General features: G+C 73.0%; 21 protein-coding genes. 12 read left to right on the forward strand and 9 right to left on the reverse strand.

Annotated elements, in window-relative coordinates:
- The first annotated feature begins 255 nt into the window (after positions 1-255).
- Both HNR21_RS10395 and HNR21_RS10400 read left to right on the forward strand, forming a co-directional pair.
- Positions 256-3198: an ATP-binding protein gene (locus tag HNR21_RS10395; RefSeq protein WP_312880969.1), complete on the forward strand. Its 2943-nt coding sequence runs from the start codon at positions 256-258 to the stop codon at positions 3196-3198.
- Between the two features lie 256 nt (positions 3199-3454).
- Positions 3455-3859, forward strand: coding sequence for a hypothetical protein (locus HNR21_RS10400; protein WP_182705033.1), 405 nt, complete (start codon positions 3455-3457; stop codon positions 3857-3859).
- 255 nt (positions 3860-4114) lie between these two features.
- On the opposite strand, the gene HNR21_RS10405 is transcribed toward HNR21_RS10400, so the two are convergent.
- From HNR21_RS10405 to HNR21_RS10415, 3 genes are all read right to left on the reverse strand, one after another.
- Positions 4115-5266 carry an RNA-guided endonuclease InsQ/TnpB family protein gene (locus HNR21_RS10405; RefSeq protein ID WP_182705034.1) on the reverse strand — a complete coding sequence of 384 codons (1152 nt, stop codon included), beginning with the start codon at positions 5264-5266 and terminating at the stop codon, positions 4115-4117.
- Positions 5267-5327: 61 nt separating this feature from the next.
- On the reverse strand, positions 5328-6191 hold the full coding sequence (locus HNR21_RS10410) for a hypothetical protein (RefSeq protein WP_182705035.1): 864 nt from the start codon (positions 6189-6191) through the stop codon (positions 5328-5330).
- A 109-nt stretch (positions 6192-6300) separates the two neighbouring features.
- Positions 6301-7782 (reverse strand): hypothetical protein, encoded by a 1482-nt coding sequence (locus tag HNR21_RS10415; RefSeq protein ID WP_182705036.1) that lies wholly within the window; start codon positions 7780-7782, stop codon positions 6301-6303.
- Positions 7783-8282: 500 nt separating this feature from the next.
- Here HNR21_RS10415 and HNR21_RS10420 point away from each other — a divergent pair, with 500 nt between their 5' ends.
- The 4 genes from HNR21_RS10420 to HNR21_RS10435 all read left to right on the forward strand — a co-directional run bounded on the left by HNR21_RS10420 (position 8283) and on the right by HNR21_RS10435 (position 12666).
- Positions 8283-9521: a Mur ligase family protein gene (locus HNR21_RS10420; RefSeq protein ID WP_182705037.1), complete on the forward strand. Its 1239-nt coding sequence runs from the start codon at positions 8283-8285 to the stop codon at positions 9519-9521.
- Positions 9511-10224, forward strand: a complete 714-nt coding sequence (locus HNR21_RS10425; protein ID WP_182705038.1) for a type 1 glutamine amidotransferase — start codon at positions 9511-9513, stop codon at positions 10222-10224. Before HNR21_RS10420 ends, HNR21_RS10425 begins: the two co-directional genes overlap by 11 nt.
- Before the next feature lie 832 nt (positions 10225-11056).
- Positions 11057-11893, forward strand: coding sequence for a protein-sorting L,D-transpeptidase LdtCP (locus HNR21_RS10430; protein WP_312880970.1), 837 nt, complete (start codon positions 11057-11059; stop codon positions 11891-11893).
- Between the two features lie 38 nt (positions 11894-11931).
- Entirely contained in the window at positions 11932-12666 is a 735-nt protein-coding gene (locus HNR21_RS10435) for an APAP(6x)LPVTG-CTERM sorting domain-containing protein (RefSeq protein ID WP_182705039.1), read from the forward strand.
- A gap of 65 nt (positions 12667-12731) precedes the next feature.
- On the opposite strand, the gene HNR21_RS10440 is transcribed toward HNR21_RS10435, so the two are convergent.
- The gene (locus HNR21_RS10440) at positions 12732-13766 is read right to left on the reverse strand and encodes a TerC family protein (RefSeq protein WP_182705040.1); all 1035 of its coding nucleotides are present in this window, start codon (positions 13764-13766) and stop codon (positions 12732-12734) included.
- A 154-nt stretch (positions 13767-13920) separates the two neighbouring features.
- Complete coding sequence (locus HNR21_RS10445) at positions 13921-14283, reverse strand: DsrE family protein (protein ID WP_119726980.1); 363 nt, start codon at positions 14281-14283, stop codon at positions 13921-13923.
- Between the two features lie 214 nt (positions 14284-14497).
- Here HNR21_RS10445 and HNR21_RS10450 point away from each other — a divergent pair, with 214 nt between their 5' ends.
- Positions 14498-14983 (forward strand): heme-binding beta-barrel domain-containing protein, encoded by a 486-nt coding sequence (locus HNR21_RS10450; protein ID WP_182705041.1) that lies wholly within the window; start codon positions 14498-14500, stop codon positions 14981-14983.
- A 3-nt stretch (positions 14984-14986) separates the two neighbouring features.
- Here HNR21_RS10450 and HNR21_RS10455 read toward each other — a convergent pair whose 3' ends face one another.
- Complete coding sequence (locus HNR21_RS10455; protein WP_182705042.1) at positions 14987-15634, reverse strand: DedA family protein; 648 nt, start codon at positions 15632-15634, stop codon at positions 14987-14989.
- Positions 15635-16044: 410 nt separating this feature from the next.
- On the opposite strand from HNR21_RS10455, the gene HNR21_RS10460 reads away from it, so the two are divergent.
- The 3 genes from HNR21_RS10460 to HNR21_RS10470 all read left to right on the forward strand — a co-directional run bounded on the left by HNR21_RS10460 (position 16045) and on the right by HNR21_RS10470 (position 18342).
- On the forward strand, positions 16045-16455 hold the full coding sequence (locus HNR21_RS10460; protein ID WP_119726983.1) for a Fur family transcriptional regulator: 411 nt from the start codon (positions 16045-16047) through the stop codon (positions 16453-16455).
- A 251-nt stretch (positions 16456-16706) separates the two neighbouring features.
- Positions 16707-17693, forward strand: a complete 987-nt coding sequence (gene ygfZ, locus HNR21_RS10465; protein WP_119726984.1) for a CAF17-like 4Fe-4S cluster assembly/insertion protein YgfZ — start codon at positions 16707-16709, stop codon at positions 17691-17693.
- Positions 17694-17892: 199 nt separating this feature from the next.
- Complete coding sequence (locus HNR21_RS10470) at positions 17893-18342, forward strand: hypothetical protein (RefSeq protein ID WP_246442071.1); 450 nt, start codon at positions 17893-17895, stop codon at positions 18340-18342.
- A gap of 8 nt (positions 18343-18350) precedes the next feature.
- Here HNR21_RS10470 and dtd read toward each other — a convergent pair whose 3' ends face one another.
- Entirely contained in the window at positions 18351-18776 is a 426-nt protein-coding gene (dtd, locus tag HNR21_RS10475; RefSeq protein WP_119726986.1) for a D-aminoacyl-tRNA deacylase, read from the reverse strand.
- Positions 18777-18840: 64 nt separating this feature from the next.
- On the opposite strand from dtd, the gene HNR21_RS10480 reads away from it, so the two are divergent.
- Both HNR21_RS10480 and HNR21_RS10485 read left to right on the forward strand, forming a co-directional pair.
- Positions 18841-19671 (forward strand): beta-keto acid cleavage family enzyme, encoded by an 831-nt coding sequence (locus tag HNR21_RS10480; protein WP_182705044.1) that lies wholly within the window; start codon positions 18841-18843, stop codon positions 19669-19671.
- Positions 19672-19728: 57 nt separating this feature from the next.
- Complete coding sequence (locus tag HNR21_RS10485) at positions 19729-20694, forward strand: asparaginase (RefSeq protein WP_119726988.1); 966 nt, start codon at positions 19729-19731, stop codon at positions 20692-20694.
- Between the two features lie 3 nt (positions 20695-20697).
- On the opposite strand, the gene HNR21_RS10490 is transcribed toward HNR21_RS10485, so the two are convergent.
- Positions 20698-20961: a hypothetical protein gene (locus HNR21_RS10490; protein WP_119726989.1), complete on the reverse strand. Its 264-nt coding sequence runs from the start codon at positions 20959-20961 to the stop codon at positions 20698-20700.
- A gap of 58 nt (positions 20962-21019) precedes the next feature.
- Positions 21020-22738, reverse strand: coding sequence for a DUF2207 domain-containing protein (locus tag HNR21_RS10495; protein WP_182705045.1), 1719 nt, complete (start codon positions 22736-22738; stop codon positions 21020-21022).
- Positions 22739-22796 lie beyond the last annotated feature (58 nt).

The following is a 22796-nucleotide window of genomic DNA, read 5'->3' on the forward strand; positions in this document are numbered from 1 at the left end:
CGTCAGGTCGCGGGCCAGGTCGTCCCATGGCATGTCGTACATCCGTGCCACGGCGTCCGGGTGGACGACCTGGTCGCTCGGCCCTGGAACCAGATGACGGTCAAGAAGGTCAGCTCGGTGACGGCGGGATGCCGGGTGTTCGCCCCGTTCGGCGGGTTCACGGGGATGCGTGGCCTTCGCCACAGTGTGTGCGCCCAGGGGCAGAGGGCCCGGTCCTGTGGCGGGGGAGAAGGCGGGATTGATAGGGATGTGCGGGTGAACGACTTCCCCCCTGTGACGCCCGTCGGCGGTGCGCTGACCGGGCCCTGGTATCGGATCACGGCGGTGCCCGCGGCGGAGCGGGCGGCATCGGCGGAGTGGGACTTCGTGACGGTGCTCCCGGCGGTGCTGTCGGCCAGGCAACAGGGGCGGGCGTTCGTCGTGGGGTGGCTGTCACGGGGGAACGGGGCGCCGCTGGAGCTGATCACCAACGCGGGGCCGGTCAGCGAGGGGCATGAGGGACTGCTGTTCCCCAACGGGGCGCGGGGCGTCCGGGTCGGGGACGAGTGGCTGCGGCAGGCCGAGCGGATGGTGTGGACGCGGTGCCCGGGACGGTCCGCGCCGCCGGTGCACCGCGGCGCGGACCGGCAGGGGCCGACCCTGTTCGAGTCGACGCTGGTGACGTTGATGGACCGGCCGTTCGGGTGGGTCATGGTGGCCGAGCCCGCCGACGAACGGCTGATCGACCAGGAGATGCGGGAGCTGCACCACGAGCTGCGGATCCTGCGCCGCGGCGAGGACGAGCAGGCCCGGCTGGCGGTGGAACGCGCCGACCAGCGGCTGGCCGAGCTGGACGCGTTCCACCAGGCCGGGCTGTGGCACGTGCGGGTGCTGGCGGGGGCGGCCTCGCAGGAGGAGCTGGCCCGGATCGCGCCGGTGCTGGTCGGGTCGATGGAGCTGATCCACCACCCGTACCGGCTGCGGGCCTGGTACGGGTCCGGGGCGTTCCACGACATGCTGCGGCCGACCACCCCGCCCCCGGCGTCGCACCACCGGAACGTCTCGGACGCCGAGCTGCGCTACCCGTTCACCGCCACGGCCGGCACCCTGGCGGCGCTGGCGGGACTGCCCAGACGGGAGGTGCCGGGGCTGCGGGTGCTGGAGCCCGGCTACTTCGACGTCACCTCCGAGACCGCCGCCGACCCGGACGGCCCGCCGATCGAGCTGGGCGCCATCCTGGACGGCCAGGACCGGCGGGTCGGGACGTTCACGGTGCCGCGCTCCACCGTCAACCGGCACGTGTTCGTGACCGGCGCGACCGGCGCCGGCAAGTCGCAGACCGTGCGGCACCTGCTGGAGCGGCTCACCCGGGCGGGCGTGCCGTGGCTGGCGATCGAGCCCGCCAAGTCCGAGTACGCCGCGATGGCCGGGCGGATCGAGGACCTCGGCGCCCACGTCACCGTGATCAACCCGGCCGACCCCCGTTCGGTGCCGCTGTCGGTGAACCCGCTGGCCCCCGAGCCCGGCTATCCGGTGCAGGCGCACATCGACATGGTGCGGGCGCTGTTCCAGGCCGCGTTCGACGCCGAGGAGCCGTTCCCGCAGATCATGTCGCAGGCGCTGCAGCGGGTGTACGAGGCCAACGGCTGGGACGTGGTGACCGGGGCGGGCGTGCCGGGCTCGCGGGTGGACCCCGCCGTGCCGACGCTGGAGCAGCTGCAGAAGGCGGCGCTGCAGGTGATCGGCGAGGTCGGGTACGGCCCGGAGCTGATGGCCGACGTCAAGGGGTTCGTGGACGTGCGGCTGCGGTCGCTGCGGATCGGCTCGGCGGGCCGGTTCTTCGAGGGCGGGCATCCGGCCGACATCGGCGGGATGCTGCGCGAGAACATCGTGCTGGCCATCGAGGACGTCGCCAACGACGAGGACAAGGCGTTCCTGATGGGGACGCTGATCATCCGGATCGTGGAGCACCTGCGGATGCGGGCGCGCTCGGCCGGCTCCGGCGGGCCGAGCGGGCTGCGGCACGTCATCGTGATCGAGGAGGCGCACCGGCTGCTGCGCAACCGCGGCCCGGAGCGCACCAGCTCGCACGCGGTGGAGCTGTTCGCCGGGATGCTGGCGGAGATCCGCGCCTACGGCACCGGGATCATCGTGGCCGAGCAGATCCCCACCAAGCTCGTCCCCGACGTCATCAAGAACACCGCCCTCAAGGTCGTGCACCGGCTCCCCGCGTTCGACGACCGCCACCAGGTCGGCGCGGCGATGAACCTCGACGAGGAGCAGTCCCGCGAGGTGGTGTCGCTGCAGCCCGGGGTGGCGGCGGTGTTCGCCGACGGGATGGACCGGCCGCTGCGGGTCCGCATCCCCCATGGCGAGGAGCAGGAGAGGGTGCGCTCCAGCCCGCCGCCGCCGATCCACGGCCGCCGCTCGGCCGCCTGCGGCTGCGAGTGCCGGTCCGGGCGCGCCTGCACCCTGTACGAGCTGCGGGAGGCCGACCTGCTGGCCGGGGACGCCGACTGGGCCTGGCTGCGGGTGTGGGCCGACACCCTGGTGCTCGCCCACGTGGTCAACCGGCCGGTGCCGGCGGTGCCGCCCGAGCTGGGCCGCGCCTGGTCCCGGCTGGCCCCCCGGCTGCGCGAGTGCATGCTGGCGACCGTGGTGGAACGCTGCGTGTCCCGCCGGGCCTGGGCGCTGCGGCGGGCGTACGCGCCCGACGCCCTGACCGCCGAGGCGGCGGACGCGGCACGGCGCCTGCTGGACGGCGCCCACGCCGAGGCCGGCCGCCGTCCCGGCCCGGACTGGGTGATCGGCCAGGTCCGCTGGCTGCACGAGATGGACCGGATCTTCCCGTACGAGGGCAGGCCCGACAAGCACGCCCCGGCCCCGCCGCTGGACTACCCGCTCCCGGGCCTGCGGCAGGCCCCGGACGCCCGGGTGGGACACCGGCTGCGGGCGCTGCGCCGCCACCCGCTGTCCATGGAGGTCCCCGCCAACCGGCCGATCGCGCTGGCGGCCCTCGGCGGCGACGACGACCACGCCGGGTTCTTCGAGGACCTGGCCGCGGTCGCGATCGGGCTGGACACCGAGGAGGCCCTGGTGGAGGTCGCCAGGGCCATGCGCGTGGCCTCCTGGCTGGAGCCGGTGCTGACCTGGCCGGAGCGCTTCATCGCCCCGTTCGAGGATTCCGAGTCCGCCATTCCGTTCCTCAAGGAGGACTGACCCCTGCCGGATCCGGCCAAGGGGTGAAATCCGGCTGCGCCGGCTGCCGATGAAGGATGGGAAATCTACTGACCTTCCGGGCGGCAGGGTGCGTGGGGTGGCGACGTCCGAGCCCTACTTCTCGCACATGCCCGTGACGTCGTCGGACGGTGACGTGCTACAGCATCCGACCCGGTGTCTGTGCGCGGCGGCCTGTCTCGACGAGACGTTCGCCCGGAAACTGACCAGGGAATTCGTGGCGGAGGACCACCGCGGTGTGTTGCCCTCCTTCGGATTCGACCTGGTGCCGGTGGTCGAGCACGCCCTGCGGGCGTGGTGGATGCGGCTGGTGCGCGACGCCGTCCTCACAGCGAGGGTCCTGCTGTACCTGCTGCTGAACTTCCAGGCGACCCTCGTGGTGTTGGCGGTCTTCCTGGTGGTGAGCCTGGTCTTGGCGGTGAACGGGGCGATGGCCCGCGCCGACGGGCCGGTGGCGGCGCGGCCAGTCCTGATCGCCTTCATGGTGGGCCTGGTGGTGTTCCCGTTCCTGCTGGCAGCGTGCACCGGCGGGTCCACCGGTGGTTCCGGGGACTATTACGGCGGCCTGGACGGTGCGAGTTCCCGGAGCCGGACGGCGACGGAACGGCGGTGCTGGCCGGTCTGCTGGTGCTGGCCGCGATGATCACGGCGCCTTTCGGTTACCGGCGCATGGTGTATCAGACGCTCCGGAAACTGGTCCGGGCTCCGCCGAGGTCGCGCCCGAACCGGTCGGCGACCGGGCACGCACCACCCTGTGGTGGATCGCGAGGGACAGGCCGTACTGGGCGGCGATCGGGTTCCATTGACGCGCTCCCCGGCATGAGGGCCGGGTTCAGTCCGTGCCGTGGGTGCGGCACCTCTGGTGGCTTCCTGTTTCACCGGGTCCTGCCCATCGCCGTCAGGCGACGGGTCTTACGGCCCCTCCGCAGGCGTTTAGCCTGTCCGCCCGCCCGGCGGCCAGGATGTTGATCGCCGCGTTGACATCGCGGTCGTGGACGGTGCCGCATGAGCAGGCCCACGTTCGGATGTTCAGCGGCATGGAGTCGGCAAGTGCCCCGCACGATGAGCACAGTTTCGAGCTGGGGAACCAGCGGTCCACCTTGGCGAAAGTGCGCCCGTGCCGGGCCGCCTTGTAGGCCAGCATCGCGGTGAACTGCGCCCAGCCGGCGTCGTGCACGCTCTTGGCCAGCCGGGTCCGCGCCAGGCCCTTCACGCACAGGTTCTCCACGTACACCGCTTGGTTGTCGCGAATGATCTGTGTGGAGAGCTTGTGCGCCCAGTCCCGGCGCGCGTCGGCCACCCGGGCGTGCGCCCGGGCGACCCTCACCTGGGCCTTGGCGCGGTTGGCCGATCCCTTCGCCGTGCGGCACAGGGCCCGCTGGGCCTTGCGCAGCCGCCGCTCGGCCCGGCGCAGCCACCGCGGATTGGTGATCTTCCGTCCGTCCGACAGCACCGCGAAATGCGTCAACCCCAGATCGATGCCCACCTCACCGGCCGCCTTCGGCAACGGCTCAGTGTCGACCTCGACCACGAACGAGGCGAAGTACCGCCCGGCCGCGTCCTTGACCACCGTCACGCTGGACGGCTCCGACGGCAGGGACCGCGACCAGCGCACCGGCACATCCCCGATCTTCGGCAGCCGCAACCGCCCACCCGCCGTGACCGTGAACCGGGCGTTGCGGGTGAACCGGATCGACTGCCGGGCGTCCTTGCGGGACTTAAAGCGGGGCTCGGCGATCTTCGGCCCCGTGCGCCTGCCGGTGAGCGAGGCGAAGAAGTTGCGGTAGGCGGTGTTCAGGTCGGCCAGCGCCTGCTGCAGCACCACCGCCGACACCTCACCCAGCCACGCGCGCTGCGGGGTCTTCTTCGCCTCCGTGATGACCCGCCGGGACAATTCGCCGTCCGGGATGTACGGCAATCCCCGCTCATGGGCCTCGGCCCTCAAGCGCAGCCCGTCGTTGTACACCACCCGCGCACACCCGAACGCCCTGGCCAGCGCCGCGCGCTGACCGGGGGTCGGGTAGAGACGGAAGTTGTACCGCAACTGCACACCGCGACCATAACGCCACCCTCCGACAGAATCCCCAAGAACTCACTCGCGGCCGGGGGCCTCAGATGGTGGACGGGTCGCGGGGGGACAGGCCGTACTGGGCGGCGATCCGATTCCAGTAGCCGACCAGCTCGGTCTTGGCCCGGGTGGCGCGGCTGTTGACGTCCTCGGCGGCGGACTCGCTGGGGCAGCCGGGGGCGTGGCTCAGGTACAGGTCGTTGGACTCCAGCGAGATCCGCAGGGCGCTGGTCAGGGCGTTCTTGAGGGCCTCGCCGTCGGGCAGGGCGTCGACCTCCAGCGCCTCGGCGCGGTCGAGCTGCTCCTGGCGGCTGTCGCGGATCCGCTGCAACGCGTCGCGGTCGCAGCCCGCCGCGACGATCCCGCCCAGTTCGCCGCGGGTCGCGGTCATGTCGCCGAGCACCGCGTCGATCTGGGCGGCCTGCTGCTGCGCCGATCCGGTGGTCTCGGCGGTGGTGGGTCCGGGGGTGGGAACGGCCGTCGTGTTCTGGGCGACGCCCGCGGTCGGCTCGGGGGCGGGCTCCTCGTCGCCCGGCCAGAACACGATGGCCAGCGCCGCGACCGCCAGGATCCAGCCGCCCACCGCGATCGCCACCCACGGCGTCGCCCGGCGCCGGCGGCGCGGCGGCGGGGGCTGCCAGATCTGCGGCGGCCCCCACGGGTCGCCCGGCTGCTCCCAGGGCTCCGGGGACAGCCGGGTCGTCTGCTCGTCCTCGGTGTGCGGGGTGTCCCAGGGCTCGGGCGACAGCCTGGTGGTGCGGTCGTCGCCCTCCGGCGGCGGGACCGGGCCGGCGCCGTCCCGCACCGTCGCGTCGTCCCGGGCGGTGGCGTCGCCGAGCGGGGCGTTGCAGCGGATGCAACGGGGCGATGCCGAGGCGGTGTCGCTGCCGCACACCGGACACTGCATCAGAACGCCACCCCAACCGCGGAAGCCTGCCGTTCCTCCGAATGATTCCAGGCTGCCACGATCCGGGCGAGGAGAATTGTGCCGGATGAACGCGTTCGCGCCCGTCCGGTCAGAACTGCCGGTCGGTGCGGGTGGGCAGCCCCACGTCGCGGGCGATCGGGTTCCACAGCAGGGTGAACCGCTTCTTGGCGACCGTGGCCTGCGCCGACAGGGTGTTGCCGCGCCGGTAGTCGGCGTCCCGCTTCGGCCTGCCCTTGCAGCCGCTGCGCGCCTTCTGCGCCCACGCCAGGAACGCCTGGTCGACCTCCAGGGAGAGCTGGAACGACCGCAGCAGCGAGGCCCGCAGCTTCTCGCCCTCCTTGAGCTGGTCGACCTTCAGCGCCCTGGTCCGCTGGATCTGGTTGTTGCGGCGCACCGCGACCTGCTGGAAGCCCTGGATCGCGGCGGGCAGGGTCTTGCACCTGGCGGCGGCGCTCAGCGCCCGGCCGAGGGCGTTGCGGGTGTCGGCGCTGGCGTTCAGCAGCGCGTGCACCTGCCTGGCCTGCGCCACCGTGGCCGCGCTCGGCCGGGCCTTGGTGGGCTTGGGCTCCGAGGCGCTGCGCGGGGTGGCCGACGCGGACGGTCCCGTCGCCGCGGCGGTGCCGCCGCCGTCCGGCCACAGCACCAGCCCGACCGCCACCAGGGCGACCATCACCAGCACCGCGACCCCGATGGCCAGCGGCTTGTTGGAACGCCCGCCGCCGCCCTGCACGGCGGGGTACTCGCCCGGCGGGGGATAGCCGCCCTCGTACACGGCCGTCGCGTTCCCGTACCCGGCGGCCGGCTGCTGGTAGGGGTCCTGGTAGGGATCACCGCCGGGCTGCATGCCGGGCGCCGTCTGCCAGCCCTGCTCCACTCCCTGCGGGCTCCAGCCCTGGTCCGCCCCCGGCGCGTCGTACCCGCCGGGCATCCCCACCGGCGCGGGGAGGGCGGCCGGTGCGGGGCTCTGCGCCCACGGCTGCGGCATCCCCGCGTCCGGGAGCCCGCCGGGCTGCTCCACGGCGCCCTCCGGCGCGGGCGGGCGCGGCTCGGCGAACCACGAGTCCGGAACGAGCGCCTCCCCGCCCGCCTGGCCCGCCGGTCCGGCGGCCCATGCCGGTGCGGGCGGCGGCGGTGCGGGCAGAGCGGGAAGACCGGCCTGCGGCGCGTCGTCCTCGTCCTCGTCGTCCGGCGGCATCGTCCAGGCCTGGGTGTCCTCGCCCGGCTCCTCCTCCTGCGCGGACTCGGTCGGGGCCGGGGCCTGTCCCGCCGCGTCCCGGCCGCCGTCCGGAACGCCCGGCAGCCCGCCCAGCGGGTCCACCATCGTCATGTTCGCCGCCCAGGGCGCCGGCGGCGGCGCGTCCAGCGGCGGCAACCCGGCCTCCGGCGTCGCCGGGGCCTGCGGCGCCGGCTGCTGCGGGTCCAGCATCGTGACGTCGAGCGAAGGCGCCGCCGACCCCGTCCCGCCGGGCTGCGCGGCCTGCGGATCCGTCCGCCGGTCGACCGGCGCGCCGCAGCGCGCGCATCCGCTCAGCGTCCCGGGCGTGTTCTCGCCGCACCGTGGGCACTGCATCGCTACTCGGACCTCGCCTTGTCGGAGTTTTCCGTCAAAGTACTGGTTTGACGCCCTCTCGTGGGCCGGTTCGGCACGGACGGCCCCGACCCCGGACACGGGCCGCACCAGGATCCCACGTCCGGGCCGCTTGCTCCCCCCCACTCCATATATGTGTCTTTGACCAGCATGAACGTTCTGTCCCGTCCACCCCTCCACGCCCCGAACCCACGAGAACAACCCCCACCGCGCCCGCACCCCGACCCGCCCACCCAAGCCCCCACCGCCCTTGCGGCCCCCGCGTCATCGGCCAGGTCCCGCTGGACGGGCTGGTCAAGGCCCTTCCGCCCCCCACGCTCAAGATCCGCCCGGCCCTGCACCTCCCGTCACCCAGGGCCACCCGCGAGCGGAGCGAGCGCCATAAGCTCGCGCTAGGCTCCTGGTGACGCCTTGTCAGCTCCGACGTCCGCGTCGGCTGGTCGCGTCTGTCTTTCCAGGCCTCACCGGAAGAGCAGGAGTCCATGAGCGATCTTCCGCTGCGCGCGCAGATGGCCGTAGCGCTGGGCCGTACCGCCGCGAAGATGTCCCGGCTGGCCGGTCGCGGCGACGGTTCGGTGATCGGTGGCCGGATCGGGCTCAAACTCGACCCCGAGCTGCTGACCCGGCTGGCCCGGGATCGCAAGCTCGTCCTGGTCAGCGCCACCAACGGCAAGACCACCACCACGCGGCTGATCACCTCGGCGATGACCCCGCTCGGCCAGATCGCCACCAACGCGTTCGGCGCCAACATGCCGACCGGGCACGTGTCGGCGCTGGCCGCCGCGCCGGACGCCAAGTACGGCGTGCTGGAGTGCGACGAGAAGTACGTGCCGCTGGTGCTCAGGGAGACCGGCGCGAACGTCGTGGCGCTGATGAACCTCAGCCGCGACCAGATGGACCGGGCCGCGGAGATCTGGCTGCTGGCCGGCAAGTGGCGCAAGGCGCTGGAGGCCGCGCCGCACAGCCACGTGATCGCCAACTGCGACGACCCGCTGGTCACCTGGGGGGCGTCCACCGCCAAGAGCGTCACCTGGGTGGCGGCCGGGCAGCACTGGCGGGAGGACTCCTGGTCCTGCCCCGAGTGCGGCGGGCCGCTGGACCGCGAGGGCGTCGACTGGGGCTGCCGCGAGTGCTCGTTCTCCCGGCCCAAGCCCGACTGGATCCTGCACGGCGAACGGGTCACCGCGCCGGGCGGGCGCACCTACGAGCTGACCGGGCTGCAGCTGCCGGGGCGGGCCAACCGTTCCAACGCCGTGATCGCGCTGGCGGTGGTCTCCCAGTTCGGGGTGGAACCGGAGACGGCGCTGCCGCTGCTGGCCCAGGTCAAGTCGGTGGCCGGCCGGTACACCACGGTCGAGCACGAGGGCCGCACCATCCGGCTGCTGCTGTCGAAGAACCCGGCGGGCTGGCTGGAGGCGTTCGACGTGCTGCAGCCCGCGCCCGGCCCGGTGGCGCTGTCGATCAACGCGCAGGGGCCGGACGGCCGCGACACCTCCTGGCTGTGGGACGTGGACTACCGCATCCTGCGCGGCCGCCCGGTGTGGGCGACCGGCGAGCGCCGGCTGGACCTGGCCGCCCGGCTGGAGGCCGCCGACGTGGACTTCACCCTGGTGGACGACATCGACCAGGCGGTGATGGCGGTGCCGCCGGGCCATCTGGACGTGATCGCCAACTACACCGCCTTCCAGCACATCCGAACGAGGTACGGCCGTGTCGTCTGACAGCATCAAGATCGTCTGGGTCTACCCCGACCTGCTGAGCACCTACGGAGACCAGGGCAACTGCATCGTCCTGGAGCGCCGGGCGATGCTGCGCGGCATCAGCACCCGCACCGTGCACGTCCGCTCCGACGAGAACGTGCCGGTGGACGGCGACATCTACCTGCTCGGCGGTGGCGAGGACCGGCCGCAGATCCTGGCCGCCCGCCGGCTGCGCAACGACGGCGGCCTGCACCGGGCCCGCGACTTCGGCGCCGTGATCTTCGCGGTGTGCGCCGGCTACCAGTTGCTGGGCACCGAGTTCGGCGGCGAGGAGGGCCAGCCCGTCCAGGGCCTCGGCCTGCTGGACATCCGCTCCGGCCGCGGCGAGAAGCGCGCCGTCGGCGAGATCGTCGGCGACGTGGACCCCGCCCTGGCCGTCCCCCGGATCACCGGCTTCGAGAACCACCAGGGCGTCACCCACCTCGGCCCCGGCGTCAAGCCGCTGGCCAAGGTCGCGCACGGCGTCGGCAACGGCGACGGCTTCGAGGGCGCCTACGCCGACCACGTCATCGGCACCTACATGCACGGCCCCGCCCTGGTCCGCAACCCCGGCCTGGCCGACCTCCTGCTCCGCTGGGCCCTCAAGCGCGACGACCTCCCCCCGCTCCCCGAGTCCTGGTCCGACCGCCTCCGCGAGGAACGCCTGAACGCTGTGCTTTCTTAGCGCTCGCTTCGCTCGCGCGGTTTGATTGCGCTCGCTTCGCTCACGCGGCTCACGGGCCTTTTGGCGCGCGGCCGTTCGTCGTCGCGTTTCAAGATCGCTCGTTCCTCGCGATCTTGAAACGCTCCTCCTCACGACCACGCGGGCCCGCTCGCGGTGGTCTTCAGAACCTTCGGCTGCAAGGCCCCGGTACGTCAGTGCCGGGGCCTTCGGCTTGTTCGGGATCGGCAGCGCCGGAACGGCGGCGGTGCTGTTAGGGGCGGAGGCTGAGCGGTGTTCGACCTGGGCACTGGCGGCACGGCGGGCGGGGCGGCGCTCGTCACCCGTCGGCGTCCCTGTTCAGAAACCATGTGCCGCCGTCGGCCGAGGGAGAGCGCGCCGGCCGGCTCATTGCCCTCTTCCGTGACGTGCGCACCGAGGGCCCAGGCATCGGCTTCGTCCATCGCCTCGGCGAATCGGCCGGCCGTGCCCGGGGCCGTGATCGTCTTGGTCATCGTGGTCGCGGTGGCGGTCGCGGGAGGTGGTGCCGCGGAGTGCCGGCACCGGGGATCGGGTGGTGGTCCGGCTACCGAAAGTGAGGCGTGCGGGGTGACTCGAAAAAGGGGTGATCTGCTCAAAAGGAGTGGGCGGGGATATGCGGGCATCCGGGGCAATTGGTAACGGTGCAGGTCGGTGGGGGTGGGGTTAAAGGCGGCTCGCAGGATTTACCGTCCTGTAGTCCTGTTAATTGGGTAGTCGATGGGTTGCTCATGGTAAGGATGTGACTCTCGCAAGATGAAAGCTTGCGGAGAGTAATCATCCCTTGGTCGGGAAGTCGCACTCCCTTGGAGTTGTCGTGACCCATCGTTCTCAACGAGTGATCCGCCGTGCGCCGGCGGCGTCCCGGGCCGCCGGACGCCGGAGCCGTGGCCTGGTGGCCGGCTTCGGCGTGGCGGTCGTGTACGCGGCGCTGGTGTCCGGCTGCGGCGGCGGACAGCAGGAGCGGACCCGTCCCGCCGCCGCGGTGGACCTGGCCGGGCTGCCGCAGGCGACCACGTTCACCACGCTGCGCGGGCTGCCCAGGGATCCCGCTCCGGCCGCGCCGGTGGACGGCACGGTGGTGCATCCCACCACCGCGCTGCCGGTGGCGGCCGAGCCGGGCGGCCGGCCGGTGGCGGCGCTGCCCGACAAGCAGCTGGACGGCCCCACCTGGGTGCCCGTTCTGGAGACCAGGCAGGGCTGGCACCGGGTGATGCTGCCCAGCAAGCCGAACCAGACGACGGGCTGGATCCCGCAGGACGGCGGCAGGCTGACCACCGCCCGCACTCCGTACCAGGTCAAGGTGGAGGTCGGGGCGCGCCGGCTCACCATCGTGCGGGACGGCCGCAAGGTCGGCGCGTGGACGGTGGCGGTGGGCGCGGAGAAGACGCCCACCCCGGTCGGGCGGACGTTCGTGCTGGCGCTGCTCAAGCCGACCAAGCCCACCTTCAGCCCGCTGGTGGTGCCGGTCGGCGCCCACTCCGAGACGCTCGACACGTTCGGCGGCGGGCCCGGCACGGTCGCCTTCCACGGCTGGAAGGACGAATCCGTCTTCGGCAAGGCCGTCACCCACGGCTGCATCCGCGTCCCGGCGGACGCCCTGGAACGGCTGTCGGAGATCCCGCTCGGCACGCCCGTGCACGTGACGGCGTGACCGAGCAACCCCCCAAGAACAACACAGGAGGAAAAGAGATGCAGTTCAGGAAACTGACCACCGGCGCCGCACTGGCCGGCCTGGTCGCCGCCCCCCTGGTCGTCGCGGCGACGCCCGCGTACGCCGCCCCCGGCGGGAAGGGCTCGGCCCACGCCGTCACCGCCACCGGCCTGGTCAACATCCCCGCCACCCCGGCGGTGGCCTCGTCCGCGCGGCGGCCGGTGAGCAAGAGCGTGGCCGAGCTCCCGGCCAATCCGCTGGTGCGGGCGTCGGTCCTGTCGGCGGCCGCCGGGGCCGGGCAGGCCCGGGCCGGTGTCGCCGACCTGGCCATCGCCAGGCTCGGGCTGACCGCCGAGGCGGTCACCGCCAAGTGCGTGAACGGCAGGGGCGTCTCGAACCTGGCCAAGGTCGTCCTGCGGGGCGAGCGCCTCCGGGCCGCCGCCGCGCCCAACACCGGCCTCACGGTCGGGCTCGACGGGGTCGGCACGGCCTCGGTCGTGCTGAACAAGCAGGTCCGCAGGCCCGGCGGCGGCCTGACCGTCACCGCGATCGAGGTCACCCTGCCGCCGGTGGCCGGCAAGACCCAGACGATCAGCATCGCCTCGGCCACCTGCGCCCCGGGAGGCGGGAAGTCGCCGGCCCCGACCCCGACCGGACCGGACCGCACCCCGCCGGTGAAGGGCACGCCCACCGCGAAGCCGTCCCCGAGCGTCCCCGTCGTGCAGGCCCCGTCCCCCAAGCCCGTCCCCGGTGACCTCCCGGTGACCGGCTGACCGCGACGGATCCGCACACCGCAAGGCCCCGGCATCGACGTGCCGGGGCCTTCGGCATGGGGGCGTCAGTGACTGGAGGACGTCTCGCCGTGGGCCGCCTCGGTGCGTTCGCGGTCGCGGCGGCGGATGGTGACGGCGGTGGCGTGGGCCCTCTCCTCGGGGTGGCTGCGGACGCGGATCAGGCTGGCGACCGAGGTGATGATCAGGATGCCGAGGATGACCGACAGGGACAGCGGGGTGGGGATCTCGGGGACGGCGGAGGAGACGTCCTCGTGGGCGAAGTGCAGCAGCAGCTTGACGCCGATGAACGCCAGGATCGCCGACAGCCCGATGGACAGGTAAACCAGCCGTTCCAGCAGCCCCTCCACCAGGAAGAACAGGGCGCGCAGGCCGAGCAGGGCGAACGCGTTGGCGGTGAAGACGATGAACGGCTCGCTGGTCACCCCGAACACCGCGGGGATGGAGTCCAGCGCGAACATCAGGTCGGTGCTGCCGATCGCCAGGAACACCAGCAGCAGCGGGGTCACCACCCGGCGGCCGGCCTCATGGGTGATCAGCCGCCCGCCGTGGAAGTCGTCGGTCACCGGCAGCACCTTGCGGGCGTGCCGGACCAGCACGTTGTCGTCGACGTCCGGCTCGTCGTTGCGGTGCCGGACCAGCTGCAGCGCCGTCCACAGCAGCACCAGCCCGAAGAACAGGAACGTCCAGGAGAACAGCTCGATCGCCGCCGCGCCGGCCGCGATGAAGATGCAGCGCAGCACCAGCGCCGCCGCGATCCCGAACAGCAGCACCTTCTGCTGGAACTCCTCCGGCACCGCGAACCGGGCGAAGATGATCACGAAGACGAACAGGTTGTCGACCGACAGGCTCTTCTCGACCACCCACCCGGCGAAGTACTCCGCGCCGGCGGTGGGTCCGGACACCGCCCACAGCACCCCGCCGAACGCGAGCGCGATCGCGACGTAGAACACCGACCAGAACGTCGCCTCCCGCAGGTGCACCGCATGCGGACGGCGCACCGCCACGACGAGGTCGAACACGAAGAGCGCGACGATGAAGGCGATCGTCGCGGCCCAGAACCAGCCAGGGATGTGGATCACGTCGTGTCCTCCGTACGCCGCATGGCCCTGTTGTGTCCTTTCTCCAGCGGATCAATCCGGTAACGGGCCGCCGGAGGGCGCACGGGCCTCACCCGAGCCCCGGTGGTGATCCCCGTCGCCGCACTCGCCCCCACGTGACGGCGCCGGGATGTCGTCAGTAGACCAGCGCCTGGGCGCCCTCGGCGGTCACCTCTTCAACGAACGTGGGCGCGCCCGCGATCCGTATTCCGGGAACGACATCGTCGGCGGTGATGTCGCGGCGGGCGGCGCACTGCGTGCAGACCGTCACCGTGCCCCCGGCCAGCACCACCTCCAGCAGGTCCTGCAGCGGGGTGGCGTGCGGCAGCTCGAACTCCGCGGCCCGGCCCGGCAGCGCGTACCAGGCGGACTCCCCGGTCAGCCACAGCGAGACCTTCGCGCCGGCCGCCACCGCCGCCGCCGCGACCGTGAACGCCTGGTTGCAACGCTCCATCCCGTCCGCCCCGGACGTGGCCTTGATCACCAATGTTCTCGCCATGGGGGCACAGTAGCGCGCGCCCGTCCCCGTCCCGCCGGGCGGGCGGGCGCGTTACGCTCCGGCCCATGGGCATGGTGAACGCCGGGGCGCTGGTGGCGGTCCTGGCAGTGATCGCGGTGACGATGCTGCTGCTGGTGCTGGCGTTGTTCCGGTTGCGCTGAGCGCCCGTCGCGGCGTCCCGAGCGCCGTGCGGCGGGCACTACGCTGACGGGTCATGGAGCCCGAGCTGCACCCCGATCTCAAGCCGCTGGAATTCCTGGTCGGCGAGTGGGAGGGCGCCGGAGTCGGCGGCTACCCCACCATCGAGAGCTTCCGGTTCGGCCAGGAGATCTCGTTCACCCACACCGGCAAGCCGTTCCTGATCTACACCAGCCGGACCTGGCTGCTGGACGACGAGGGCGGCCTGGCCCGGCCGCTGGCCACCGAGACGGGCTACTGGCGGCCGCTGCCCGACAACGAGGTTGAGGTCACCCTGGCGCACCCCACCGGCATCGTGGAGATCTACCTCGGGAACGTGGCGTTCAGCCGGGTGGAGCTGCGCACCGACGTGGTCGCCCGCACCGCCACCGCCAAGGAGGTCACCGCTGGGCACCGGCTGTACGGGCTGATCGGCGAGGACCTGGGCTGGGCCTACGACATGGCCGCCATGGGGCAGCCGCTGCAGTCGCACGTGTCGGCGCAGCTCAAGCGGGTCCGGTAGGGGTCAGGCCGAGCTGCGGGCGCGGGCGCGCATCCGGCCGACCACGAACTTGACCGTCCACAGCACGGCCAGCGCGAGCACCGCGTAGGTGGCCCAGTTGGCGAACTTCTCCGCCTGCGTCCACCGCTCGCCCAGCACGTACCCGAGCAGTACGAACAGCGTGTTCCACACCCCGCTGCCGATCGCGGTGTAGAGGCAGAACCGGGTCAGCGGCATCCGTTCGATCCCGGCGGGGACCGACACCAGGCTGCGTACCACCGGCACCACCCGGCCGAACAGCACGGTCTTGCCGCCGTGGTCGGCGAACCAGGCGGTGGCCCGGTCCAGTTCGGCGGTGTCCACGAACGGGAGCAGGTCGGCGAGCCGGCAGGCCCGCTCGTGCCCCAGCCAGGCGCCGAGCCCGTACAGCACCAGCGCGCCCAGCAGCGATCCCGCGGTGGCCCCGACGATCACCGCGACCACGTTGACCTTCCCCTCGCTGGCGGTGAACCCGGCCAGCGGCAGCACCACCTCGCTCGGCAGCGGGGGGAAGATGTTCTCCAGCGCGATCAGCAGGCCGACGCCGACCGCGCCGAGCGCGTCGATGACGTCGGCGGCCCATCCCGCTATGCCGTTCAGCTCCTGCTGTCCCTGTCCACCGCCCGCGATCATGCCTCACAGGTGCCCGCGCCGCGCCCGTTCATTCCGGCGGGACGGCTCGGGGCAGGTCGGGGCCGGAGCGGGGTGAAAAGAACGATCCCCGGGCCTGCCCGCCGTACGGCGGACGATGGACGGGACTGGTCCATCGGCCCGGGGATCGGGTGAATGCCTGGTATTCGCCAGCCGCGTCACGACTGGTTTCCCTCCGCGCGCGAGGCGGCGGAGCCGAGGCGGGACGGCGACTAGCGGACAGTCACCTCGCGAGTCCCAGAATCATGCATGTTCCGGACCACCTCCTTTCACGCGTACTCGCACGGTATGCGACCGTCCGGGCGGCGGGCAAATGATTTCTCCGGTTCCCCGCGCGTGCGGGCCGGATCGCGGGGAGGCGTCCGGTGAACCGCCCGGCATACACTGCGTGCATGGCCGACACGTGGCAGGAGGAGCTGCGGGCGCGCGGCTACCGGGTCACCCCGCAGCGCCAGCTGGTACTCGAGGCGGTCACCTCGCTCGAGCACGGCACTCCGGAGGAGATCTGCACCGAGGTGCAGCGCACGGCGCGCGGCGTCAACATCTCCACGGTCTACCGCACCCTGGAGCTGCTGGAGGAACTGGGCCTGGTCAAGCACACCCATCTGGGGCACGGCCCGCCCACCTACCACCTGGCCGCCGAGGCCGAGCACGTCCACCTGGTGTGCCGCGAGTGCGGTGCCGTCGACGACGTCACCCCCAAGGTCGCCGACGACCTGGTCGGCCTCCTGCGACGCGAGTACGGCTTCGAGACCGACGTGCACCACCTCACCGTCTACGGCCGCTGCCGCAAATGCGGGTAGTTTTGCCGCGCCTCCGGCGCGGCGGCTCGCGGGCCTTTGGACGCGCGGCCGTTCGTCGTCGCGGTTCAAGATCGCTCGTTCCTCGCGATCTTGAACCGCTCCTCCTCACGACCACGCGGGCCCGCTCGCGGTGGCCTTCAGTGACCGGAACGCGGGGGGCGCGGTGTGCTGGAGGTGGGGGTCGTGGTGCTCGGAGGGTGGGGTCGCGGTAACCGGGGAGTAGGGGCCGGGGGGCACGTAATACTGGGGTTATGAAGAGTCCGTTGCTGGAGCTGTCCGGAGCCGTCGCCGCCGATCGGCCTGATGAGGAGGTCGCCGCGCACTACGGGGAGCCCGCGCAGGAGCAACGGGCTCTGGAGGCCGGGACGGCGTTCGTCGACCGCAGCAACCGCGGGGTGGTCCGGGTGTCCGGGCCCGACCGGCTGCGGTGGCTGCACAGCCTGTTCAGCCAGCATCTGGAGAAGCTGCCGCCGAACGAGCCGACGCAGGCGCTGCTGCTGAGCCCGAACGGGCATGTCGAGCACCACCTCCACCTGGTCGACGACGGTGCGGCGGTGTGGGCGCACGTGGAGCCCGGGACCGCGCCGGGGCTGGTGGAGTTCCTCGACCGGATGCGGTTCATGCTGCGGGTCGAGGTCGCCGACCTCAGCGACGAGTACGCCGTGGTCACCGGCGGGCCGGAGATTCCGGGGGCGCTGGAGTTCCCGGACGTGGCGGGGCCCAGCCGGATCATCGAGCGGTCCGCCCTGGCGGGCATGCCGGAACGGGCCCGTCCGGCGGGGATCTGGGCGTACGAGGCGTTCCGGATCGCCGCGCACCGGCCGCGGCTGGGGCTGGACACCGACCACCGGACCATCCCGCACGAGGCCGGCTGGATCGAGGACGCCGTGCACCTGGACAAGGGCTGCTACCGGGGGCAGGAGACCGTCGCCCGCGTCCACAACCTGGGCCGTCCGCCGCGCCGGCTGGTGATGCTGCACCTGGACGGCAGCGTCGACCGGCTGCCCGCGCACGGTGACCCGGTGGAGCTGAACGGGCGCGTCATCGGCTTCGTCGGCTCGGCCGCCCGGCACTACGAACTGGGGCCGATCGCGCTGGCCATGGTCAAGCGGACCGCCCCGGTCGACGCCGAGCTGCTGGCCGGGGGAGTGGCCGCCGCCCAGGAGATCGTGGTGTCCCCGGACACCGGCGCCAACGCCGAGATCAAGCTGCGCAGGCAGCCCACCAGGCGCGCCTGAGACGGGCTGAGACGGCCTGCGACAGGCGTGAAGCCCCGCCCGCGCGGGCACGAAACGTCTGTCGTGGCCACCCCACGACCGGGTCACCCGAATCAAGATCCGTTCTCGGCCCCGTTCTGAGAGGCTTGTCACGGTAATGGTGGCGAATCCGGGCGGCCATCCGGGCGATGGCGGGCCCCCTCCCGCACGGAAGGGCACGATGGGGCGACGGCGGCGGCGCTGGCGGGAGCCGGTGCTGGTGTGGTGGGCGGCGTTCGCGCTGATGCTGGCCTTGGCGGGGGCGACCGCCTCGTGGCGGGTGCTGCTGCTGACCCTGCTGGTCTGGTGCCTGTACGAGTTCGCGCTGGTGCCCACGGTCTGCCGGGTGATGCCCCGCAACGGCCACGTCTGCCGCGAGCCCGTGCGCGGCCGGCTGTTCGGCTGCACCCCGGCCCACCAGCGGCTGAAGGTCGACGCCCTGCGGCACCTGGTGCGGCTGCCCGGCCGTCGCCGGCGGGTCGTCGCCGACCCGAACCGGGACACCGGGATGGTGGTGGCCTCCGGCGGCCGCACCAGGCTGGCCCAGGCCGACCAGACGGTGCTGGTGCTGGCCGCCCTCGGCACCGTGGTCACCCTGATCGGGATGGTGTACGGCCTCGGCGCCGGCTAGACCCGGCGTCAGACCTCCAGGATCAGGGTCACCGGCCCGTCGTTGACCAGCTCCACCTTCATGTCCGCGCCGAAGACCCCGGTCTCCACCCGCGCGCCCAGCGCCCGCAGCTCCGCCACCACCGCGTCGACCAGCGGCTCGGCCACCGGGCCGGGCGCGGCGCCGGTCCAGCTCGGGCGGCGTCCCTTGCGGGTGTCGCCGTACAGCGTGAACTGGCTGACCACCAGCAGCGGGGCGCCCACGTCGGAGCAGGACTTCTCGCCCTCCAGGATCCGCAGCCCCCACATCTTGCCCGCCAGCCTGCGCGCCTGCTCGGGGGTGTCGTCGTGCGTCACCCCCACCAGCGCCAGCAGTCCCGGCTCGGCGATCTCGCCCACCACCGACCCGTCGACGGTGACGCTCGCCCGGCTGACCCGCTGCACAACAGCCCGCATGACCTGCCTTCCCTAGGAACGCGACCTATTGTCTCTTGCCCCGCCGCAAGGTGAGACTGCGGTCATGGGAGCAACGACGCTCATCACCGTGGCGCCCACGGGCGCCGAGTCCGCCAAGTCCGAGGTGCCCCAGCTGCCGGTGACGCTGGACGAGCTGGTCCAGACGGCCAAGGAGTGCGAGGCCGCCGGGGCGGCGGTGATCCACGTGCACATCCGGGACGACGAGGCACGGCCCACGCTGGACCTGGCACGGCTGCGCGACACCGTGCAGGCGCTGCGCGAGGCCACCGGGCTGATCATCCAGCTGTCCACCGGCGGGGCGGTCGGCGACTCCTACGAGGACCGGCTGCGGGTGCTGGAGGCCGGGCCGGACGCGTGCTCGCTGACCTGCGGAACGGTCAACTTCGGCGACGAGGTGTTCATGAACCCGTGGCCGTTCATGACCCGGCTCTACCAGCGCACCCAGGAACTGGACATCGTTCCGGAGTTCGAGCTGTTCGACCTGGGCCACATCGGCGCGCTGCACCGGCTGCTGGACGCCTACGGACCCCCGTACGGCGGCCGCGTGCACTGCGACCTGGTGATGGGGGTGCCGGGCGGGATGCCCGGGGACGCCCGCACGCTGGTCGCCGCCGTCGAGGCGCTGCCCGAGGGGGCGACCTGGTCGGCGACCGGGATCGGCCGCACCAGCGTGCCGGTGATGTTCGCGGCCCTGTCGGCGGGCGGGCATCTGCGGGTCGGCATGGAGGACACCCTCACCTACGCCAAGGGCATCCCGGTGACCTCGAACGCCGTGCTGGTGGAACGGGCCGCCGCGCTGGCCCGGTTCGCCCAGCGCCCGCCGATGATGGCGGACGAGGCCCGCGAGTTCCTCGGCGTTCCCTCGCACAGGTGACCACCCGCCCCCGTCCGGGGACATGAGGCGTCGATAAGATCCCCGGAGGGGGGTGCGGTGGAAGCGAATCCTGTGCTGGTCGAGGTGGAGCGGTCGGGCTTCGTGGAGTCCCGCCACCGCGGGGCGGCGGTGGGGCTCGCCGCCGACGGGACCCCGCTGGCGCGGTTCGGGGCGGCCGAGGAGCCGATCCTGCCCCGGTCGACCCTCAAGCCGATCCAGGCGGCCGCCATGCTCCGCTGCGGGCTGGCGCTGGAGGGCGAACTGCTGGCGCTGGCCGCCGCCAGCCACAGCGGGGAGGACTTCCACGTCGAGGGCGTGGAACGGATCCTCGCCGGGGCCGGCCTGACCTCGGCGGCGCTGCGGTGCCCGCAGGCGTGGCCGATGGAGCACGCCGTCACCGTCCAGTTCGCCAAGGCCGGCGGCGGCCCGTCACGGCTGCGGATGAACTGCTCCGGCAAGCACGCCGCCATGCTCGCCACCTGCGCGCACAACGGCTGGCCCACCGAGAAGTACCTGGATCCCGGCCATCCGCTGCAGCAGGCCGTGCACGACACCCTCGCCGAGCTCAGCGGCGAGACGCCCGCCGCGGTCGGCGTGGACGGCTGCGGGGCGCCGGTGTTCGCGATCTCGCTGCTCGGGGTGGCGCGGGCGTACCGGGCGATGCTGCTGGCGCGGCCGGGCACCCCGGAACGGCGGGTGGCCGACGCGATGCGGGCTCACCCGGAGTGGACGTCCGGGACCCGCCGCGAGGAACGGCGGCTGATGGACGCGGTGCCCGGCCTGCTGGTCAAGTGCGGTGCCGAGGGCGTGGACGCGTTCGCGCTGCCGGACGGCCGGGCCGGCGCCGTCAAGATCGACGACGGTGCGATGCGCGCCCGCACCCCGGTCACCGTGGCGCTGCTGCGCGCGCTCGGCGCGGAGGTCGGATCCGGCCTGGGCTCCTCGCCGGTGTTCGGCGGCGAGGAGGCGATCGGCGCGGTCCGCCCGGCCGCCGCCTTCCTCGCCGCGCTGCCCCGGCGCTGACCCTCAACGCCGGCGGGGCTCGATCGTCTCCTCGCTGGGCTCGAACCCCTTCTCGTTGGCGTTCCGCTGCCCCGGATCGCCCTGGATGGTCCCGCCCTGGACGGGCCCGCGGTGCGGGGAGTCGCCGTGCATGCGTTCCGGATGGGGCACCCGGCGGCGCGCCGCGCGCACCGTCAGGACCAGCCAGGTGGCCAGCGCCAGCGCGACCAGAGCCGGCCCGAGGAGCAGCCAGTAGTTGTCGCCCAGCCTGACGGCCATGGTGAGCATGTGTTCCACCTCCGCCCCGGCCTCTACCCGGTAAAAAGCGGTCAACGCGAGGCGGGGGTCACAGGCTGCGGAACTGCCTGGTGCGGGAGATGGCGCCGGAGGTGGCGAGGGTGAACGTGCGCATCGACTCGGCGAACTTCGACAGGTCCCACTCGGCGGGCCCCTCGTACCAGTAGAGGTTGTCGGCGCCCTCGGCCTGCACCCCGGCGTCCTCGACCGTCTTGGCCCACTTGTCGACCAGGTCGAACACCACCGCGTACGGCAGGTAGCGGGAGAACAGGGCGATCCGCTGGGGGCCCTCGATGCCCTCGGGGGCCTCGCCGCGCGCCAGATGGGCCTGGAAGCCGATGGTGTGGGCCAGCACGGTCGCGCCGCGGGCGGTCTTGGCCGGCATGTACTGGCCGCCGACCGCCAGCGCCGCCCCGCCGATGATGACCGCCAGCCCGACCAGCGCCAGATCGGTGAAGACCGCCAGCGCCACGGTCCCGGCGACGCCGAGGACCGCCAGCACGATCCCGGCGGTGGACCAGCGGCTGCGCACCGTGTCCGGGCGGCGGGCGAACCAGCCCTGCTTGACCACGTCGTCGTACATCGCCGACCGGACCCGGGCGAGCTGGGGGGCGAACGCGCCGTCCAGTTCCGACAGCTTGATGGAGTCCCGGCCCTCGAACAGCGCGTCCAGCAGCAGCCGCTCGTACGGCAGCAGGTCGTCGACCGGCCGCTGCAGCCTGCGCAGCGTCCAGTCGGTGCGGCCGGTCGCCGCCCGGTCCTCCTCCTCGATCAGCAGGTAGGCCCGGACGGCCAGGTCGACGATGGTGGCGGTGACGTCGATGACGTCGGCCTGCTCGTCGATCAGGGTGCCGATCTGGCCGGGCCGCACCCCGTCCGGCGGGGCGAACTCCGCCCCCCGCACGGCGGGCCGGTCGCCCTCGGCGGCGTGCTTGTCGACCGCGCGCTTGTCCCGGCCGTGCAGCAGGTACAGCACGCCGAACCCGCCGAGCAGCAGCGCCAGCAGCGCCCCCAGGGTCCCGAGGGTGATGCCGTTGACCGAGAACGCGGTCGCCAGGGTGCGGCGCTTGGCGTAGAGCGGCTCGGCGGCCACGGTCCCCGCCCGGTAGCCCACCACCACCGTCAGGTGCTCGCCCGGCAGCAGGTTGTTCTGCGAGAACACGCCCTCGGTGCGGGTGTGGTCGGGGTTGAACTGGGCGCAGCCGATCGCGCTGGCCAGCGGCCCGGCGAAGCAGTTGATGGACCCGTCCATCACCGGCCCGCGCACGGTCACCCGGGCCGTGGACACCCTGGTCCGCCATCCGCCGACCGCCGCCCACCGCAGTTCGTCGCGCATGCCGAGCGGGGTGACGATCCCGCGCACGTGGTAGGTCAGGACCACGGTGCGCCGCCCGTTCAGCGGCCGGTCGCCGGACACCGTCACCCGGGTCCGGCTGCCGTCCACGGACACCGACACCCCGGTGGGCCCCCCGTCGGGGCTGGACGCCCGCACGTCGCCGATCTCGTACACCCGGTCGCGGGTGTCGCTGTCGCGGGTGCGGGTGACGAACGTGCGGTCGAACCCGCGCCCGCCGGCGAACTCGTAGACGATGGTCTCCCGCGCCCGCACGACGCCGTCGCGTCCCACCGTCAGGGTGACCTCGTCGCCGACCACCATCTCGGCGGCCAGGGACTGCGGCGCGTCCGCGGCGGCCGGCGACGCCAGGCCGAGCACCACGACGACCGCCAGGATCAAGGGCGCGACCAGCGGCCGCGAGCGTCCCACCATGGGGCGAATCGTAGCGGTCCCCGGCAAAGCGGAACGGCCCGTCCGGATGACCGGTCCC

Origin of the sequence: Thermomonospora cellulosilytica (assembly GCF_014138835.1) — a bacterium.
Taxonomy (GTDB): Bacteria; Actinomycetota; Actinomycetes; order Streptosporangiales; family Streptosporangiaceae; genus Thermomonospora; species Thermomonospora amylolytica.